Below are 17,976 nucleotides of genomic sequence, written 5' to 3' on the forward strand. Positions count from 1 at the left end.
GATCAGGTCACCTGATCGACAAGGGTCCTGGCCCAGCTCTGGAACGGCCCCGCCGGCGACGCTCTGGAACGGCCCCCTCGCAGGGGCCCGCGCCGAGGTACGAGGCGTGGGGGGCGAGGGGGTCCTTCTACTGGGCCAGCATGTCGTCGGTGACGACGGACTCCGTGTCGGGGATGCCGAGGTCCTTGGCCCGCTTGTCGGCCATGGCCAGCAGCCGCCGGATGCGACCGGCGACGGCGTCCTTGGTCATCGGCGGGTCGGCCCGCTGACCGAGCTCCTCCAGCGAGGCCTGACCGAACTCCAGGCGCAGCCGGCCGGCGACGAGCAGGTGCTCGGGCGCGTCCTCGCCGAGGATCTCCAGGGCGCGCTCGACCCGCGCGCTGGCGGCGACGGCGGCCCGCGCGGACCTGCGCAGGTTCGCATCGTCGAAGTTGGCCAGGCGGTTCGCGGTGGCCCGCACCTCGCGGCGCATGCGCCGCTCCTCCCAGGCCAGCACCGCGTCGTGGGCGCCCATGCGGGTCAGCAGCGCGCTGATCGCGTCACCGTCCCGGACGACGACGCGGTCGGCGCCGCGGACCTCGCGGGCCTTGGCGGCGATCCCCAGCCGGCGGGCCGCGCCGACGAGCGCCATGGCCGCCTCCGGCCCCGGGCAGGTGACCTCGAGCGAGGACGAGCGGCCGGGCTCGGTCAGCGAGCCGTGGGCGAGGAAGGCACCGCGCCAGGCCGCCTCGGCGTCGTTGATGCTGCCGGAGACGACCGCCGGCGGGAGCCCGCGCACCGGGCGGCCGCGCTGGTCGACCAGGCCGGTCTGGCGGGCCAGACCCTCGCCGTGCTTGGCGATGCGGACGAGGTAGCGCACACCGCGGCGGATGTTCCCGCCCGCGAGCACGCTGACACCGCTGGTGTAGCCGTAGACCTCGCTGATGTCCCGGCGCAGCCGCCGGGCGACCGAGCCGGTGTCCAGCTCGGCCTCGATGACCACGCGGCCACCGACGATGTGCAACCCGCCGGAGAACCGCAGCAGCGCGGTCACCTCGGCCTTGCGCTCGGAGGTCTTCGTGCACTCCACCCTGGAGAGCTCGTCCTTCACCATGGCGGTCATCGCCATGCCGTCCACCCCCACGTTCCTCCGGAGGTATCCGCCCCCGCAGTCCGGGTCAGCGTCACGTACGCCGTCCCCTCTCCCCCTCGTGCCGGCCGGTCGACCGTCCACCTGGTACCCGCTCGCACTCCGCTATCCGTTCACCGCAAGCCGACCACGGATGCCAGCGCCGCGGACAGCCGCCCCGGGTCGTGCCGCGGCGCACCGTCCGGCTCGGCGACCGGCGCCAGCAGCAGCTCGGCACCGCACCCGCGGACCGCCTCAAGGAGACCACGGCGGTCAACAACCGACTCCACGTCCGCGACCACCGTGTGCAACGCCACTCCGTCCAGGTGCGCCTGCAGCACCGACAGGTGCTCCTCCGGGGAGAAGCCGTCCGTCTCGCCGGGCTGCGGTTCCAGGTTGAGCACCACCACCACCCGGGCACCGGAGGCCGCCAGCGCCGCGCGGAGCCGCGGCACGAGCAGGTGCGGCAGCACCGAGGTGTACCAGGAACCGGGGCCGAGGGAGACGACGTCGGCCGCGGCGATGGCGTCGAGCACCGCCGGGTGCACCACGGGGTCGGCGGGCGCGAGCCGGATCTCCCGGACCCGGCCGGGGGTCGCAGCGATCGCCGCCTGCCCGCGGATGGTGCGCACGCGGGCCGGGTCGTCGGGGTCGGCGGTCTCCACCCGGGCGACGAGGTCCAGCGGCTCGTCGGCCATGGGCAGCACGCGACCGGAGGCGCCGACGAGCACGCACATCTCGTCGAGGGCGCGGACGGTGTCGCCGCCGAACATCTCGGCCAGCCCGGTCAGCAGCAGGTTGCCGACCGGGTGGCCGGCCAGCACGCCGCTGCCGCCGAAGCGGTGCTGGAAGAGCGCGGCGAGGGTCTGCTCGCGCTCGGCCTCCCCGGCCAGGGCCGCCAGGGCCATGCGGAGGTCGCCGGGTGGCAGCACCGGCATCTCGCGCCGGATCCGCCCCGACGAACCGCCGTCGTCGGCGACCGTGACGACGGCGGTCAGCTCTGGGGTGATCCTGCGCCACGCCGCCAGCGCCGCCGCGAGCCCGTGACCGCCGCCGAACGCGACCACCCGGGGCGCCCGCCCCGGGAACGTCGTCCCGCCCACTACTCGCGTCCCAGGTCGCGGTGCCGGGCCACGGCAGCGATGCCCTCGGCGTGCAGCCGGCGGGCGAACTCCTCGGCGATCGCGACGCTGCGGTGCTTCCCGCCGGTGCAGCCGACCGCGAGCGTGAGGTAGCGCTTGCCCTCGCGCCGGTAACCGGGCAGCAGCAGCCGCAGGACCTCGCTGTACCGGTCCAGGAAGTCACGGGCGTCCGGCTGCCCGAGGACGTAGTCGCGGACGTCGGCGTCGCGCCCGGTGTGCTCGCGGAGCTCGGGCACCCAGTGCGGGTTGGGCAGGAAGCGGGCGTCCACCACGAGGTCGGCGTCCAAGGGCAGCCCGTACTTGAAGCCGAAGCTCATCACCGTCGCGGTCAGCGGCGGGGTGCGGCCGTCGCGCGCGAAGGCGTTCTCGAGCGTGGCGCGCAACTGGTGGACGTTGAGGTCGCTGGTGTCGACCCAGAGGTCCGCCTCGCCGGCGATGCCGGTGAGCAGCGCCCGCTCCTCGGTGATCCCGTCGGTGAGCGTGCCGTTGCCCTGCAGCGGGTGCTCCCGGCGGTTGGACTCGTAGCGGCGGACCAGCACCTCGTCGCGGGCGTGGACGTAGACCACGCGCGGCCGGTGCCCGGCCGCCGAGAGGACCCGGATCGCCTCCTCCAGGTCGCTGGAGAAGGCGCGGCTGCGGACGTCGACGACGGCGGCGAACCGGCGCAGGTCACCGCGGGCGCCCAGCTCCACCATGGGGAGCAGGAGCGCCGGCGGCAGGTTGTCGACGACGAACCAGCCGAGGTCCTCGAGGACGCGCCCGGCGCTGTTCTTCCCGGCGCCGGAGAGCCCGGTGACGACCACGACCTCGAGCGGCTGGACCTCGGTGCTCGCGGGATCCATCGCCGGCGAGAGGCCGTTCTGCGGCCCGACCGCCGGCGCCCCGGAGACCTCGACGCCGGCCTCCCCGACGGCCGACTCATCCGCCGGCGCCGACCCGGTGCCGGCGGTCACGAGGCCACCCGGCCGACCTCGGCGGTGTCGCCGGAGCCGGCGCGCGGGACACCCTGCTCGGCCGGGCCCTGCGGTGCCAGGCTGGTCTCCGCCGGCGGCTGCCCCTCCTCGGGCGCCCGGGCCGGCTCCGCGACCGCCATCTGCACCGCCTCCGCCGTCCGCCGGCCGATCCCCGGCACCGCCATGAGCTCCTCCACTGTCGCGGCGCGCAACCGCTTGAGCGATCCGAACTGCTTCATCAACGCCTTCCGTCGCGTCTCCCCGAGCCCGGGGACGTCGTCCAGGAGCGACACCAGCATGCTGGTGGACCGCTTCTGGCGGTGGTAGGTGATCGCGAACCGGTGCGCCTCGTCGCGCACCCGCTGCAGCAGGTAGAGCGCCTCGGAGGTGCGCGGCAGGATGACCGGGTCGCTCTCCCCCGGCAGCCAGACCTCCTCCATGCGCTTGGCCAGCCCGCAGACCGCGACGTCGACGACGCCGAGCTCGTCGAGCGAGCGGGCGGCGGCGGCGACCTGGGGGGCACCGCCGTCGACGACGAGGAGGTTCGGCGGGTAGGCGAACCTGCGCGGCCGCCCCTCCTCCGCGGCGATGCCCTGCTCGTCCCGGCGGTCCGCCTCGTCCTTGAGGTGGCGGGCGAACCGGCGGCGCACGACCTCGGCCATCGCCGCGGTGTCGTCGGTGCCCTCCGTGACGGAGAAGCGCCGGTAGTCCGACTTCTTCGCCAGACCGTCCTCGAAGACGACCATCGACGCGACCACGTTCGTGCCCTGGACGTGGCTGATGTCGATGCACTCGATCCGCAGCGGCGCATCGGGGAGCTCCAGTGCCTCCTGCAGCTCCGAGAGCGCCAGCGAGCGGGCGGTGAGGTCGCTGGACCGCTTCACCCGGTGCCGGGCGAACGCCTCCTTGGCGTTGCGCTCGACGGTCTCCATGAGGCTGCGCTTGTCCCCGCGCTGGGGGACGCGCAGCGAGACCCGGCCCCCGCGCAGCTCCTCCAGCAGCTCGACGTAGACGTCGGCGTCGGCGGGCAGCTCGGGCACCAGCACCTCGCGGGGCACCGCCTCGCCGGCCTCACCGACGCCGGTCTGCTCGTCGACCCCGCCGTAGACCTGCAGGAGGAACTGCTCCACCAGCTCGCCGGTGGTGACGTCCTCGACCTTGTCGATGATCCAGCCGCGCTGACCCCGCACGCGGCCCCCGCGGACGTGGAAGACCTGGACGGCGGCCTCGAGCTCGTCCTGCGCGAACGCCACGACGTCGGCGTCGGTGCCGTCACCGAGGACGACGGCCTGCTTCTCCATCGCCCGCTTGAGCGCGCCGATGTCGTCCCGCAGCCGCGCGGCCCGCTCGTACTCCATCGCCTCGGCGGCCTCGCCCATCTCACGCTCGAGCCGCTTGATCATCGACTCGGTGCGGCCGGCCATGAAGTCGCAGAAGTCGTCGACGATCCGGCGGTGCTCCTCGGCGCTGACCCGGCCGACGCAGGGCGCGGCGCACTTGCCGATGTAGCCGAGCAGGCAGGGGCGGCCGATCTGGCCGGCCCGCTTGAAGACCCCGGTGGAGCAGGTGCGGGCGGGGAAGACGCGGGTCAGGGTGTCGAGGGTCTCGCGGATCGCCCAGGCGTGGGCGTAGGGGCCGAAGTAGCGCACGCCCTTCTTCTTCGGGCCGCGCATCACCTGCAGCCGCGGGTACTCCTCGTTCAGCGTCACGGCGAGGCTGGGGTAGCTCTTGTCGTCGCGGTAGCGGACGTTGAACCGCGGGTCGAACTCCTTGATCCAGTTGTACTCGAGCTGGAGCGCCTCCACCTCGGTGCCGACGACGGTCCACTCGACGCTCGCCGCCGTCGTGACCATCTGGCGGGTGCGCGGATGCAGGCCCGCGACGTCGGCGAAGTAGCTGTTCAGCCGCTGGCGGAGGCTCTTGGCCTTGCCCACGTAGATGACGCGGCCGTTGGGGTCGCGGAACCTGTAGACGCCCGGGGACTCCGGGATGGAGCCGACCGCCGGGCGGTACGTGGACGGGTCGGCCATGTCTCCACACTAGGTCGCGGCACCGACACGCCGTCAGGAAGCGCACCCGCCCGGCCACAACCGCCCCAGCGGCCCCGGGCGCGGCGACCCGGTCCGGTGGCACCGCACCGGACCGGGCTCGCACGGGTGCGTCAGCCGGCGGGGCGGGACCGCCAGGAGGTGTGCGCGACGATCCCGGCGGTCGCGCGCTGCGCGAGGCGCACGGCCCGGCGGCCGAGCACCAGCGCCGAGACGACGGCGGCGCCGCCGGCGGTGAACGCCATGGCGCCGGTCGCGCCGCTGCCGACCGCGCTCGCGGACGCCGCGAGCACGGCGAGCAGGACGATGGTGGACCGCACGCCGCCACCGGACACGGGCGAGCCGCAGTTGGACAGGTCGGGGTCGCAGTCGGGCGTCAGCGCACTCATCGCTGTCCTCCTCCGAGGGAACTCCGTCACCCCCTCCGGTCGGCCGGGGTGACGTCGGTCACACCGAGAGTAGTGCGGGTGAGGCGACGACTCAACCCCCTGCGTCGACCGCGCCGCCGCACCGGCGACGCATCCCCCCGAGAGCGACGGCCCGCGCTCCCCCCGGGGAACGCGGGCCGTCAACGACGCCGGTCGGTCAGCTCGCCTTCTTGCGCACCCGCTTCTTCACCGGGCCGGCCGCCGCCGCGGCTATCGCCTCGGCGTCGAGCAACGGCACCAGGTAGCGGCCGGTGTGGCTCTCCGGCACCGAGGCGACGAACTCCGGGGTGCCCTCCGCGACGACGGTGCCGCCGCGGAACCCCCCCTCCGGCCCCATGTCGATGAGCCAGTCGGCGCTCTTGATGACGTCGAGGTTGTGCTCGATGACGATCACCGAGTTGCCCTTGTCGACCAGGCTCTGCAGGACCAGCAGCAGCTTGCGGATGTCTTCGAAGTGCAGGCCGGTGGTCGGCTCGTCGAGGACGTAGATGCTGCGCCCGTTCGACCGCTTCTGCAGCTCGCTGGCGAGCTTCACCCGCTGCGCCTCACCGCCGGAGAGCGTGGTCGCGGGCTGGCCCAGACGGACGTAGCCCAGACCCACGTCGGTGAGCGTGCGCAGGTAGCGGGCGATGGCCGGGATGGCCGCGAAGAAGTCCGCCGCCTCCTCGATCGGCATGTCGAGGACCTCGGAGACGGTCTTCCCCTTGTAGTGCACCTCGAGGGTCTCCCGGTTGAACCGGGCGCCCTTGCAGACCTCGCAGGGGACGTACACGTCGGGCAGGAAGTTCATCTCGATCTTCAGCGTGCCGTCGCCCGAGCACGCCTCGCAGCGGCCGCCCTTGACGTTGAAGGAGAAGCGGCCCGGGAGGTACCCGCGGACCTTCGCCTCGGAGGTCTGGGCGAACAGCTTGCGGACGTGGTCCCACACACCGGTGTACGTGGCCGGGTTCGACCGCGGGGTGCGGCCGATCGGCGACTGGTCGACGTGCACGACCTTGTCCAGGTGCTCCAGCCCGGTGACGGTGCGGTGCCGGCCGGGCACCAGCCGCGCCCGGTTGAGCTCGTTGGCCAGGACGCTGTAGAGGATGTCGTTGACCAGGCTGGACTTGCCCGAGCCCGACACCCCGGTGACCGCCACCATGCAGCCGAGCGGGAAGGCGACGTCGACGCCGCGCAGGTTGTTCTCGCGGGCGCCCTTGACCACCAGCTCGCGCCCGGGCGTGATCTCGCGACGCTGCTCGGGGACGACGATCTGCTTGCGGCCGGACAGGTACTGGCCGGTCAGCGACCGCTCGCTGGCGAGAAGTTCCTCGACCGTGCCGCTGACGACGACCTCGCCGCCGTGCTCACCGGCACCGGGGCCGATGTCCACCACCCAGTCGGCCATCTTGATGGTGTCCTCGTCGTGCTCCACGACGATCAGCGTGTTGCCCATGTCCCGCAGCCGCACGAGGGTCTCGATCAGCTTGGTGTTGTCCCGCTGGTGCAGCCCGATCGAGGGCTCGTCCAGCACGTACAGGACGCCGACGAGCCCGGAGCCGATCTGGGTGGCCAGGCGGATGCGCTGCGCCTCACCACCGGCCAGGGTGGCCGCCGGGCGGTCGAGGGAGAGGTAGTCGAGGCCGACGTCGACGAGGAAGGAGAGCCGGGCCTGGATCTCGCGCAGCACGCGGTCGGCGATCGCCTTCTCCCGCTCCCCGAGCTCCAGCGCGCCCAGCCACTGCGACGCCTCGCCGATGGAGAGGTTGGTGACGTCGGCGATGGACCGCCCGTTGAGCTTCACCGCGAGGATCTCGGGCTTGAGCCGGGTGCCGTGGCAGACGGGGCACGGCACGTCGCGCATGTAGCCCTCGTACTTGTCCCGCATGTACTCGCTGTCGGTGTCGTCGTGCCGGCGCTCCAGGAACGGCAGCACCCCCTCGAACGCGGCGTAGTAGCTGCGCTCGCGGCCGTACCGGTTCTTGTAGCGGACGTGCACCTGGTCGGGCGAGCCGTGCAGGATCGCCTTCTGCACCTTGGCCGGCAGCCGCTCCCACGGCTCGTCCATGGAGAAGCCGATCTGCTGCGAGAGACCGGTGAGCAGCCGGGTGAAGTACTCGTTGCTCATCGAGCTCGACCACGGGGCGATGGCGCCCTGGGCGAGGCTCTTCCCGGGGTCGGGGACGACGAGCTCGGGGTCGACCTCCTTGCGGGTGCCGATGCCGGTGCACTCGCCGCAGGCGCCGAAGGGGGAGTTGAACGAGAACGACCGCGGCTCCAGCGCCTCGAAGGAGAGCCCGTCGTCGACGCAGGCCAGGTGCTCGGAGAAGGTGCGCTCCCGCGCGGGGTCGTCGTCGGGCAGGTCGACGAAGTCGAGGACGACCAGGCCGCCGGCGAGGCCCAGCGCGGTCTCCACCGAGTCGGTGAGCCGGCGCTTGGCGCTCTCCTTGACCGTCAGGCGGTCGACGATCACCTCGATGCTGTGCTTCTCCTGCTTCTTCAGGGTCGGCGGCTCGGTGAGCGGGTGCACCGTCCCGTCGACGCGGACGCGGGAGAAGCCCTGGGTCTGCAGCGAGCTGAACAGGTCGACGTACTCGCCCTTGCGGGCGCGGACCACGGGGGCCAGGACCTGGAACCGGGTGCCCTCCTCCATCGCCAGCACCTGGTCGACGATCTGCTGGGGCGTCTGCCGGGAGATCGGCTTGCCGCAGTTCGGGCAGTGCGGCTGGCCGGCCCGCGCGTAGAGCAGGCGCAGGTAGTCGTAGACCTCGGTGATGGTGCCGACGGTCGACCGGGGGTTGCGGTTGGTCGACTTCTGGTCGATCGACACCGCCGGGGAGAGCCCCTCGATGAAGTCGACGTCCGGCTTGTCCATCTGGCCGAGGAACTGGCGGGCGTAGGCCGACAGCGACTCGACGTACCGCCGCTGCCCCTCGGCGAAGATCGTGTCGAAGGCGAGGCTGGACTTGCCCGACCCCGACAGCCCCGTGAACACGATGAGCGCGTCACGGGGGAGGTCGATGTGGACGTCCTTGAGGTTGTGCTCGCGGGCGCCGCGGACGACGAGCCGGTCCATGTGATCCCTGTCGGTCGCTGGTGTGTGGAGCGGTGGTGCGCTGGACGGCGGCCGTCGTGGTCCGGTCGCGGTTCACCCGGTCCAACACCGGCGCGTTCCGCGGTCGTCCACCCGGCGGTGTGAGCTGCGCCCGGTCACCGGGGCCGGGCGCTGCCGGGTCGGGCGCTCAGTCCGGCGTCGCGGTGGGGTCGAAGACGGGCGCGTACCGGCGCCAGGGCCGGCGGGACTCCAGCTCGCCGACGATCCAGAGTAGCCGCTCCTCGGCACCCGGCGGGCCGACGAACTGGACGGGAACCGGGGGCCCGCCGGGCCGGGTGGCGGCCGGCAGGACCGCGGCCGGGATGCCCGCGAGGTTCCACGCCGCCGTCCACGGCGCCCACCGCGCGTTGGCCGTGATGTTGGCCAGGAACCCGCGCTCGTGCCAAGGCCGGGCGGGCAGCGGCGGACCGGTGGTGACCGGGGTGAGCAGCAGATCGAGGACCTCCCCGCCCCCCGACCCCCGCGCGCTCGCACCGGGCTCCTGTGCGGAGGCCTCGGAGCCGAAGAAGTCGATCATCCGCTGCCGGAACCGCACCTGCGTGCGGGGCCGGATCAGCCCGAGCCGGCGCACCAGCCGGCCGATGCGGGCGTGGGTGCGGCTGCGGGGCTGCAGGAGAGCGCGGTCGATCCCGAGGAACTCCGCGTCGTCCTCCGCCCCGGCCATCCAGCGCGCGAGGGCGCCGGCCGCGGCCGCGGGGGTGACCGGCGGGTTCCGGCGCACCACCGTGTGCCCCGCCGCCCGCAGCTGGTTGACCACGGCGTCGACCGCCGCGCGGGTGGACTCGTCGGCGCGGACCCCGGGCAGCGGCGACCGGGTGCTGACGGCGATCCGCAGCGGGCGGTCGGGTGCCGCCGGCGCCGACGGCTGCTCCCCCGCGAGCACGGCGTACGCGACCGCGAGGTCGGCCGCCGTCGTGGCCAGCACCCCGTTGACCGCCATGCCCGACCAGTCGTCGGCCCCGATGCCGCCGGGGACCGCCCCGTTGCCCGGCTTGAGCGTGACCAGGCCGCAGGCGGCGGCGGGCAGCCGGAGGGAGCCCATGCCGTCGTTGCCGTGCGCGATCGGGACCGAGCCGGACGCGACCGCTGCCGCGCTGCCGCCGGAGCTCCCGGCCGGCGAGAGGGCGGTGTCCCAGGGGTTGCGGGTGACCGTGCCAGGGCCGTCGGTGGCGGCGTACAGGCAGAGCTCGGGCACGCGGGTGATGCCGACGACGACCGCGCCGGCCTTGCGCAGCCGCGTCACGACCTCGTGGTCCCGCCGCGCCGGGCCCGCCGGGCAGGCCGGGGAGCCGTCGGTGCAGACCTCGCCGGCCACGGGGGTGTTGTCCTTCACCGCGACCGGGACGCCGGCCAGCGGGAGGGCGAAGCGGGTGAGGCTCGCGTCCACCGCGGCCGCCTCGGCCAGCGCCGCCTCGCGCCGCACGACGCGGAAGGCGCCCACCCGTGCGTCGACCGCCTCGATGTGGTCGAGGTGCGCGCGGACCACCTCCACCGCCGTGAGCTCGCCGGCGCGCACCCGAGCGGCGATCTCCGTGGCCGTCAGCCCGACGATCCGCTGCCCGGCCTGCTGCCCACCGGCCCTCTCCCCCGGGGCATCGCCCTGAGCGGTGCCGACACCTCCGCTAGCGTCCATGCCTGGACCGTAACGGCGCCCGCCGACACTTTCCGAACGGAGTCCGGATGAGCACCCCGACCTACACCGGAGACGTCACCGTCGGCGGCCCGGCCGACGTCCGCGAGCTGCCGGGCCTGACCGTCGCCAAGGTCGCGGTCAGCGAGATGGCCAACAACGCCTACCTGCTCCGCTGCACCGCGACCGGCGAGGCCCTGCTCGTCGACGCCGCCGACGAGCCGGACGTCCTCCGCGCGCTGGTCGGGGACGCCGACCTGCGCACCGTCGTCACCACGCACGGCCACTGGGACCACCACCGGGCGCTGCCCGACGTGGTCGCCGCGACCGGGGCCGGGACCGTCGCGCACCCCGCCGACGCCCTGGCCCTCCCCGTCCCGGTGACGCGGCCGGTCGAGCACGGGGACACCGTGACCGTCGGCGAGCAGGTGCTCGAGGTCGTGCACCTGCGCGGGCACACGCCGGGCAGCATCGCGCTGGTCTGGCGCGGGCCCGCCGACGCCGGCGTGCACGTCTTCACCGGCGACAGCCTCTTCCCCGGCGGCGTGGGGAAGACGTGGTCCGCGGAGGACTTCGCCAGCCTGATCGACGACGTCGAGCAGCGGCTGTTCGCCGTCCTGCCCGACGACACGTGGGTCTACCCCGGGCACGGCCGGGACACCACCCTGGGGGCCGAGCGCCCGCACCTCCCGGAGTGGCGCGCCCGCGGCTGGTGACCGCCGGCCGGGCTACTCGTCGTCCTCGTCGAAGAGGGCGACGAGCTCGTCGGGGGTGCCCGGGACGTGCAGCGGGAGCACCGAGACCGTCCACTCGGGGCGCTGCCCCTCCACGCCGAGGGCGAGGTCCCACGCCGCCCGCGGGGTGAGCGGGCCGAAACAGGCGTCGTCGCCGTCCTCGCCCAGGTCGACCTCGACCAGCCACTGGTCGGAGAGGTCGGCGGCGAGCTCGCCGAAGTCGGGGTCCGCGTCCTCGTCGGGCTCCGGGGAGTCGATCCGCACGGGGTAGATGAGCGCCATCCTGCGCACGGTAGGCCCCCGGACCCTGGCCGGCACCCCCGCACGGCACGAGCCGCCGCCGGCGTCCCCCGGGGGGACGCCGACGACGGCTCGCGTTCGGGAAGGTCAGCTCACGATCTCGTGGCCGTGCACGTGGTCGTGCTCGAGACCACCGCCGCCGGCGGGCACGGCGAACGTGCCCTCCGCACCGGCGGGGGCGGGCAGCTCGAACGCCGGCCCGGGGACCGGCCTGCCCTTCACGCCGTTCACCGACTCCGTGGAGAAGGCGAACGTGAGCATCGCGAACGCGATGAGGTCGCTGTTCACGTCCAGTGCGTCCAGCGCGAGGTTGCCGATCTGGTCGCAGGCCTGGTGGTAGCAGGGGTCGAACTGCTCACCCGCGTCCCCGCCCCAGATCGCCACCTGCTCCTCGGTCTTGCGCACCTCCGCGCCGGTGAAGAGTCCACCGGAGGGGATGCCGGCGTTGATGAACGCCTGGTAGTCGCTGCGGCCGGAGTACTCCGCGTCGTCGTAGGGCACGCCGATCTTGGTGTAGTAGGACTCGTAGACGTCCTCGATCACCGTCGACCCCGGCGGGATGGGAGCGGAGGCGTCCCAGGTCGACTCGTCCGAGTCGTAGACCATCTGCACGTAGTTCGGCGAGGCGACCATGTCGTAGTTCATGTAGAGGGCGATCCGGTCGAGCTCGCTCTGCGGCTGCTTCGCCACGTAGCTGGCCGAGCCGACCAGCCCCTGCTCCTCCGCCGCCCACCAGGCGAACCGCAGGGTGTTGTGCGGCTTGAGGCTGGCCATCGACAGCGCCGTCTCCAGCAGCGCCGCGGAGCCCGACCCGTTGTCGTTGATGCCGGGGCCCTCGGTGACGCTGTCGAGGTGCGCGCCGGCCATGACGACGTTGTTCCTGTCCCGGCCCCGCACTTCGGCGATCACGTTGTAGTCGGTGCGGGTCTCCGCGGGCAGCACCTCGACGAACGCGGTGGCGCCCTCCGCCGCGAGGGCGACGCCCTGGTCGAAGCTGGCGCCGACGACGGGGATCCTGTGCGTCACCGTGCTGCCGTCACCGAGCGTGGCGGCGTTGGCGACGATCAGCTCCATGCGGTCGGGGCCGTTGCCCTGGTTGAAGATGACGACCGCCTCCGCCCCCGCGGTCTGCGCGTTGACCACCTTGTCGCCGAAGTTGCAGGTACCGCGCTGGATCAGCGCGACGTCGGAGCCACCGGTCAGGTCCAGCCCGGCGAAGTCGGCGGCCTCGCACCCGCTGCTGGAGGTCGCGCGGTCGCCGTCGATGACGAGGTCCACGGGGACGACCGCGCCTTCCACGGCGCCCGAGCCGCTGCCGGTGAAGACGCCGGTCTCGTACTCGGCCGGGACCGGCGTCAGCTGCCGGAGCACGGCGGGGAAGTTGAAGGTGACCTCCACCGGATTGAGGGTGACGTCCATGCGGGCGTCCTCCAGCAGGCCTGCGATGTACTCGACGCTGTCGGCGTAGCCGTCCGTGCCCGCCGCGCGGCTGCCGGGGTAGACCGGGTCGTCGCTGTTGTCGGCGATCTTCTGGAAGGCCTGCTGGTGCTCGAGGACGTCCTCGAGGTCCACGCACTCGAGCAGCTTGGCGTAGGTGTTGTTGTGCCGGCGGTCGCACGGGTCCCGGGGTGCGGCGGTGGCCGTGGTGACGGGGAGCGCCAGGGCGATCATGAGCCCGCTGGTGCCCAGTGCGATGGTTCGAGCCGCCGTCCGTCGTGCGGACGCGGTCCGTCGTTCGTTCACGCTCGATCCCCTTCGATCGGTGGTCGGCGGCGCAGCCGCCGGGCGCCGGCTCCGTTGCCGGCACCGGCACTCCACCGGAGTGACGGCCCGGTTGCATAGAGGAAGGTTGCGATCCGGAAGCCCGCGCGGCCCGCCCGGGGACGTCTTCCCGCACCTCGATTGCCGTTCACGACCTGCGACTTCGCGTGTGACGCACGTCACGGCACGCTGAGCGACGTCTTCGACGCTCAGTGATCGACCGTGACGGCGTGTCGAGGGATCACCTACCGGAGTGGGGCCGTGCCGCCGACCGGGAGCCACCGCCCCCACCAGTCGCGGAGGTGTTCCAGGCGCGCCAGGCGGTGCCGGGGACCACCGGTGTGCGGGAGGTCGTGCCCCTCCCCCGGGAAGAGCAGGAGCTCGGCCGGGACCCCGCGCCGCACCAGCTCGACGTAGAGGCGTTCCCCCTGCTCCGACGGCGTCCGCTGGTCCTCCTCGCCGTGGACGACCAGCGTGGGCGTGCGGATGCTCCCGGCCCGGGCCAGCGGGCTCTGCGCCCGCAGCCGCTCCGGATCGGTCCCGAGGTGGGAGTCGACGAAGCACCAGCCGACGTCCGAGCTGCCGACGAAGCTCTCCGGATCGGTCAACGCGCCCTCGACGACGGCCGCCGCGAAGCGGTCCGTCCGGCCGATCAGCAGGGCGGCGAGGGCGCCGCCGTAGCCCCGCCCCATGACGCCCACCCGCCCGGCGTCGAGCGCCGGGTCGGCGAGCACCGCGTCGAGGAACGCCAGGACGTCGTCGGCGTCCGGGCCGCCCCACGCGCCGCGGACGGCCCGCCCGTGCGCCGCGCCGTAGCCGGCGGACCCGCGCGGGTTGCACCGGACGACGGCGTAGCCGGCCGAGGCGAGCACCTGCGTCTCGTCCAGCAGCTCCCAGCCGTCCTGGCGGAACGGCCCGCCGTGGAGGACGAGCACCACCGGGTGGGGCCCCTCCCCCGGCGGCAGCGTCACCCAGCCGTGCACCGGGTACCCGTCGGGCGCGTGCGCGCTCCGCTCGTGCATCCGGTGCAGGCGCCCGGTCGCCCCGAGTTCCCGGCCGAACCCGGTGAGCAGCCGGCGTTCCCCGCCGCGCAGGGCCAGCAGCTCGCCGGCCGAGCGGTCGTGCGCCACGGTGGCGACGACGACCGCGCCGGCGGCTCCGATCCCGCGGACGGTGAACGAGCCGTCGACGAGCGTCTCGGGCGGCCCGCCGTCCAGGGGCACCCGCAGGAGCGCCACCGCCCCCCGCCGCTGGTCGCCCACCAGCACCGCCCCGTCGGCCAGCACGGTCGCCGGGGTGAAATCGCCCCGTGCGTGCTGCTCCGGGTCGAGGAGCGGGGTCAGCGGGCCGCCGTCGACGGGCACCCGGCAGGGCACCGTCGCCCGGGCCGCGGTGTCCACCCCCGCCGGCCCGAGGTCGGGAACGGCGGTGAGCACGATCGAGCCGCCGTCCGGGGCGTACGTGGGCAGCGAGCAGTCGGCGCGCGCCTCCGTGACCCGGCGCAGCCCGGAGCCGTCGGGGCGGACGGCGTGCACGTCCCGGACCAGGTCGGCGCGGTCGTGCCGCGCGGAGACGAAGGCCAGCTCGGCGCCGTCCGGGCGCCAGGTCACGTCGGCGCAGTCGGCGTGCCCCGTGGTCACCTGCACCGGCTCCTGGAGCGGGGCGGCGTCGTCGGCGAAGTCGGCCGGGAGGGGGACGACGAAGACCTGGGCCGGCCGGTCGCGCAGGTGCCCGATCCCCTCCCGCCGGTACCCGAGGGTGGTGATCAGCCGGGGCGGCTCCGCCGCCGGCCCGACCCCGGGCACCGTGCCGTACCGGCCCTGCTCCGGCACCCGGGCGACGTAGGCGAGGCGGCGCGAGTCCGGGGCCCACACCGGGGCCCCGGCACCGAGCGGGTGGCCGGTCAGCCGGCGCGGCGCCCCGCCGGCCGCCGGCAGCACCCGCACCTGGGGACGGCCGCCGGGCTCCGCGCCGAGGTAGGCGATCCACCGCCCGTCCGGGGAGAAGCGGGGGTCGGTGTCGCGGCGACCGGCCGTCAGCGGCCGCGCGGGCGCCGAGCCGTCGGTCGGCACCGCCCACAGCTGGCTGCGGTAGGCGTCGGCCTCCGGATCCGCCCAGCCCACGGCCACCACCGCGATGCGCCCGTCGGGCGAGACCGTCGGCGTCCCCGGCGTCCGCAGGAGGGCGAGGTCCGACGGGCGCATGCCGGCGACGCTAGCCGAGACCCCGGACCCGCCCTCCGGGCGGAACCCCCGCCGTCAGCTCCTGCGGTGGTCGTCCTCGGCGGCCGCGCCGCGCTCGGCGATCTTGGCCTCGGCCGCGGCCGCGGCCTCCGGCCCGCCGGTGGGCACCGACTGCGCCGTCTCCGTGTCGATGTCCGGCGGACCGGCGGTGGCGATCTGGCCGCGGGTCTTCAGGAGGCTGGCCACGGTGGCGATGACCAGGACGCCCAGGATGATGCTCAGCGAGAGCCAGATCGGGATGTGCGGCACCGCCTCGATGGGCTCGCGCTCACCGGCGAACGGCAGCTGGTTCTCGTGCACCGCCTCGAGGATCAGCTTGACGCCGATGAAGGCCAGGATGACGGCGAGCCCGAGGGAGAGGTACACGAGCCGCTTGAGCAGGCCGCCCAGCAGGAAGTACAGCTGGCGCAGGCCCATGAGGGCGAAGACGTTGGCCGTGAAGACGATGAACGGCTCCCGGGTCAGGCCGAAGATCGCCGGGATGCTGTCCAGCGCGAAGATCAGGTCGGTGGTGCCGAGCGCCAGGATGACCACGATCATCGGCGTCCACATCTTCTTGCCGTTCTCGGTCACCCGGATCTTCGCGCCGTGGTAGTCCTGGGTGATCGGGAGCACCGAGCGCATCCGCCGGATGAACGCGTTCTCCTCGTACTCGTCGTCCTCGCCGCGGTGCTTCACCAGGTTGATCGCGGTGTAGATGAGGAACGCGCCGAAGATGTAGAAGACCCACACGAACCGCTCGATGACCACGGCGCCGAGCAGGATGAAGATCCCGCGCAGGACGAGCGCGATGATGATGCCGATCATCAGCGCTTCCTGCTGGAACTTCCGGGGCACCTGGAAGCGGGCCATGATGATCACGAAGACGAAGAGGTTGTCGACCGAGAGCGAGTACTCGGTGAGCCAGCCCGCGTAGAACTCCGTGGCGTACGTGCCGTTGGTGAACGCCAGCATCAGCAGGCCGAAGATCAGCGCCAGGCTGATGTAGAAGCTCACCCACAGCCCGGCCTCCTTGATGGAGGGTTCGTGCGGGCGGCGGGCGACGATGGCGAGGTCGGCGAGAAGCAGGACCGTGAGCCCCACGAACGTCGTGATCTCGAACCAGACGGGAAGTTCCATGCGGGTGAGGTCCTCCGGGGGACGAGTGTCGGCACCGGAGGTCTCTCCCACCGCCGGCCGGGGCCGACGACCGGCAGCACCGGAGACCGTGGGATCTCGTGATGACGACGCTGCCGCGGGGGGATACTCCCCTCCATCGTGCGACCCCGTCGCCGTGCAGGCCCCATCGACTGCGAGCACCGGGGTACGTGGCGCACACCGTACCCCGGCGCCCCGCCGTCTACCGCCGGAGTGATCCGTCCGTCCGGCGCGCCGTCTCCTCGCGCGCGCCCGCAGCCCCGGGCCCGTGGTCGCCCACGCCTTGGCCGAGCGGATCGCCCGCGGTGGCCGACCCCGTCCCGACCGCCGGGTCGGCGCCCGCCGGCCGCTCCTCGGCGGCGAGCCGGGCGGGGGCCTGCGGCAGGTCGGCGGCGAGGGCAGCGTGCTCCTCGCGGTCCCGGCGGCTCCTGGCCAGGCTCGCCACGGTCGTCACGGCCAAGGTGACCAGGATGACCGACAGGGAGAGCCAGGTGGGCACCTCGGGGATCAGGGTGATGTGCTCACCGCCGTTGAGGAACGGCAGCTCGTTGGTGTGCAGCGCGTGGATGACCAGCTTGATGCCGATGAAGCCGAGGATGACCGCCAGCCCGTATGCCAGGTACACCAGCCGGTCGAGCAGCCCGTCGATGAGGAAGAACAGCTGGCGCAGACCCAGCAGCGAGAAGGCGTTCGCGGCGAAGACGAGGAACGTCTCCTGGGTGAGGCCGAAGATCGCCGGGATCGAGTCGACGGCGAAGATGACGTCGGCGGTGCCGATCGCGATCAGCGCGATCGCCAGCGGGGTCAGGTAGCGCTTGCCCTCCTGCTTCACCGTCATCCGGTCGGAGTGGTACTCGTCCGTGGTCCGCAGCCGCTTGCGCGCGAACCGGAGGACGGCGTTCTCCTTGTAGTCCTCCTCCTCGCTGTGCCCGCCGCTGCGCGCCTGCACCCAGGCCGTCCAGATGAGGATGGCGCCGAAGAGGTAGAACACCCAGCTGAAGTTGGCGATGGCGGCGGCGCCCACGGCGATGAAGACCGTGCGCAGCGCGAGCGCGAAGGCGATGCCGAACAGCAGCACCTTCTGCTGGAGCTCCCGAGGCACCCCGAAGCTCGCCATGATGATCACGAACACGAAGAGGTTGTCGACCGACAAGCTCTTCTCGGTGATGTAGCCGGCGAAGTACTCACCGCCGTACGTCGCCCCGTAGAAGACCCAGATCAGGATCCCGAAGATGATGGCGAGCGCGACGTAGATCGCCGACCAGGTGGCCGATTCGCGCAGGGTCGGCGCGTGCGGTGTGCGCACGTGACCGAAGAAGTCGAAAGCGAGCATGGCGACGATCGCGGTGACCGTGATCGCCCAGACCCAGAACGGGACGTCCAAGAAGAGCCTCCGGG

At 73.4% G+C, this 17,976-nt stretch carries 13 protein-coding genes; 1 reads left to right on the plus strand and 12 read right to left on the minus strand.

Features of this window, described 5'->3' with window-relative positions; all coding sequences use genetic code 11:
- Positions 1-127: 127 nt before the first annotated feature.
- The 7 genes from whiA to ACI792_RS10260 form a co-directional block, all read right to left on the minus strand.
- Positions 128-1,108 (minus strand): DNA-binding protein WhiA, encoded by a 981-nt coding sequence (gene whiA / locus ACI792_RS10230; protein WP_091930636.1) that lies wholly within the window; start codon positions 1,106-1,108, stop codon positions 128-130.
- Positions 1,109-1,242: 134 nt separating this feature from the next.
- Positions 1,243-2,211, minus strand: coding sequence for a gluconeogenesis factor YvcK family protein (locus ACI792_RS10235; RefSeq protein ID WP_456602505.1), 969 nt, complete (start codon positions 2,209-2,211; stop codon positions 1,243-1,245).
- Positions 2,211-3,203 carry an RNase adapter RapZ gene (gene rapZ, locus ACI792_RS10240; protein WP_456602506.1) on the minus strand — a complete coding sequence of 331 codons (993 nt, stop codon included), beginning with the start codon at positions 3,201-3,203 and terminating at the stop codon, positions 2,211-2,213. Before rapZ ends, ACI792_RS10235 begins: the two co-directional genes overlap by 1 nt.
- A complete protein-coding gene (uvrC, locus tag ACI792_RS10245) occupies positions 3,200-5,233 on the minus strand; it encodes an excinuclease ABC subunit UvrC (RefSeq protein ID WP_456602507.1) in 2,034 nt (677 codons plus the stop codon). The genes rapZ and uvrC overlap by 4 nt, the downstream gene beginning before the upstream one ends.
- A gap of 131 nt (positions 5,234-5,364) precedes the next feature.
- Entirely contained in the window at positions 5,365-5,640 is a 276-nt protein-coding gene (locus ACI792_RS10250; protein WP_456580481.1) for a hypothetical protein, read from the minus strand.
- A gap of 196 nt (positions 5,641-5,836) precedes the next feature.
- Positions 5,837-8,734 carry an excinuclease ABC subunit UvrA gene (gene uvrA, locus ACI792_RS10255; protein ID WP_456602508.1) on the minus strand — a complete coding sequence of 966 codons (2,898 nt, stop codon included), beginning with the start codon at positions 8,732-8,734 and terminating at the stop codon, positions 5,837-5,839.
- A 166-nt stretch (positions 8,735-8,900) separates the two neighbouring features.
- The gene (locus ACI792_RS10260; RefSeq protein WP_456602509.1) at positions 8,901-10,406 is read right to left on the minus strand and encodes an amidase; all 1,506 of its coding nucleotides are present in this window, start codon (positions 10,404-10,406) and stop codon (positions 8,901-8,903) included.
- Between the two features lie 47 nt (positions 10,407-10,453).
- On the opposite strand from ACI792_RS10260, the gene ACI792_RS10265 reads away from it, so the two are divergent.
- On the plus strand, positions 10,454-11,119 hold the full coding sequence (locus ACI792_RS10265) for an MBL fold metallo-hydrolase (protein WP_456580478.1): 666 nt from the start codon (positions 10,454-10,456) through the stop codon (positions 11,117-11,119).
- Between the two features lie 12 nt (positions 11,120-11,131).
- Here the strand turns inward: ACI792_RS10265 and ACI792_RS10270 are convergent, their stop codons facing one another.
- The 5 genes from ACI792_RS10270 to ACI792_RS10290 all read right to left on the minus strand — a co-directional run bounded on the left by ACI792_RS10270 (position 11,132) and on the right by ACI792_RS10290 (position 17,962).
- Positions 11,132-11,419: a hypothetical protein gene (locus ACI792_RS10270; protein WP_456602510.1), complete on the minus strand. Its 288-nt coding sequence runs from the start codon at positions 11,417-11,419 to the stop codon at positions 11,132-11,134.
- 105 nt (positions 11,420-11,524) lie between these two features.
- On the minus strand, positions 11,525-13,180 hold the full coding sequence (locus tag ACI792_RS10275; RefSeq protein ID WP_456602511.1) for a M28 family peptidase: 1,656 nt from the start codon (positions 13,178-13,180) through the stop codon (positions 11,525-11,527).
- 263 nt (positions 13,181-13,443) lie between these two features.
- Positions 13,444-15,402 (minus strand): S9 family peptidase, encoded by a 1,959-nt coding sequence (locus tag ACI792_RS10280; protein WP_456602512.1) that lies wholly within the window; start codon positions 15,400-15,402, stop codon positions 13,444-13,446.
- Positions 15,403-15,456: 54 nt separating this feature from the next.
- Entirely contained in the window at positions 15,457-16,560 is a 1,104-nt protein-coding gene (locus ACI792_RS10285; protein WP_456602513.1) for a TerC family protein, read from the minus strand.
- 220 nt (positions 16,561-16,780) lie between these two features.
- On the minus strand, positions 16,781-17,962 hold the full coding sequence (locus ACI792_RS10290) for a TerC family protein (protein ID WP_456602514.1): 1,182 nt from the start codon (positions 17,960-17,962) through the stop codon (positions 16,781-16,783).
- Between the last annotated feature and the right edge of the window lie 14 nt (positions 17,963-17,976).

The sequence above is a fragment of the Blastococcus sp. SYSU DS0669 genome (assembly GCF_054050895.1).

What these genes read in the sequence shown, in the direction of transcription:
- whiA (WP_091930636.1), bottom strand. Translation starts at nt 1,108, where the DNA reads ATGGCGATGACCGCCATGGTGAAGGACGAGCTCTCCAGGGTGGAGTGC.
- uvrC (WP_456602507.1), bottom strand. Translation starts at nt 5,233, where the DNA reads ATGGCCGACCCGTCCACGTACCGCCCGGCGGTCGGCTCCATCCCGGAG.
- ACI792_RS10250 (WP_456580481.1), bottom strand. Translation starts at nt 5,640, where the DNA reads ATGAGTGCGCTGACGCCCGACTGCGACCCCGACCTGTCCAACTGCGGC.
- uvrA (WP_456602508.1), bottom strand. Translation starts at nt 8,734, where the DNA reads ATGGACCGGCTCGTCGTCCGCGGCGCCCGCGAGCACAACCTCAAGGAC.
- ACI792_RS10260 (WP_456602509.1), bottom strand. Translation starts at nt 10,406, where the DNA reads ATGGACGCTAGCGGAGGTGTCGGCACCGCTCAGGGCGATGCCCCGGGG.
- ACI792_RS10265 (WP_456580478.1), top strand. Translation starts at nt 10,454, where the DNA reads ATGAGCACCCCGACCTACACCGGAGACGTCACCGTCGGCGGCCCGGCC.
- ACI792_RS10270 (WP_456602510.1), bottom strand. Translation starts at nt 11,419, where the DNA reads ATGGCGCTCATCTACCCCGTGCGGATCGACTCCCCGGAGCCCGACGAG.
- ACI792_RS10280 (WP_456602512.1), bottom strand. Translation starts at nt 15,402, where the DNA reads ATGCGCCCGTCGGACCTCGCCCTCCTGCGGACGCCGGGGACGCCGACG.
- ACI792_RS10285 (WP_456602513.1), bottom strand. Translation starts at nt 16,560, where the DNA reads ATGGAACTTCCCGTCTGGTTCGAGATCACGACGTTCGTGGGGCTCACG.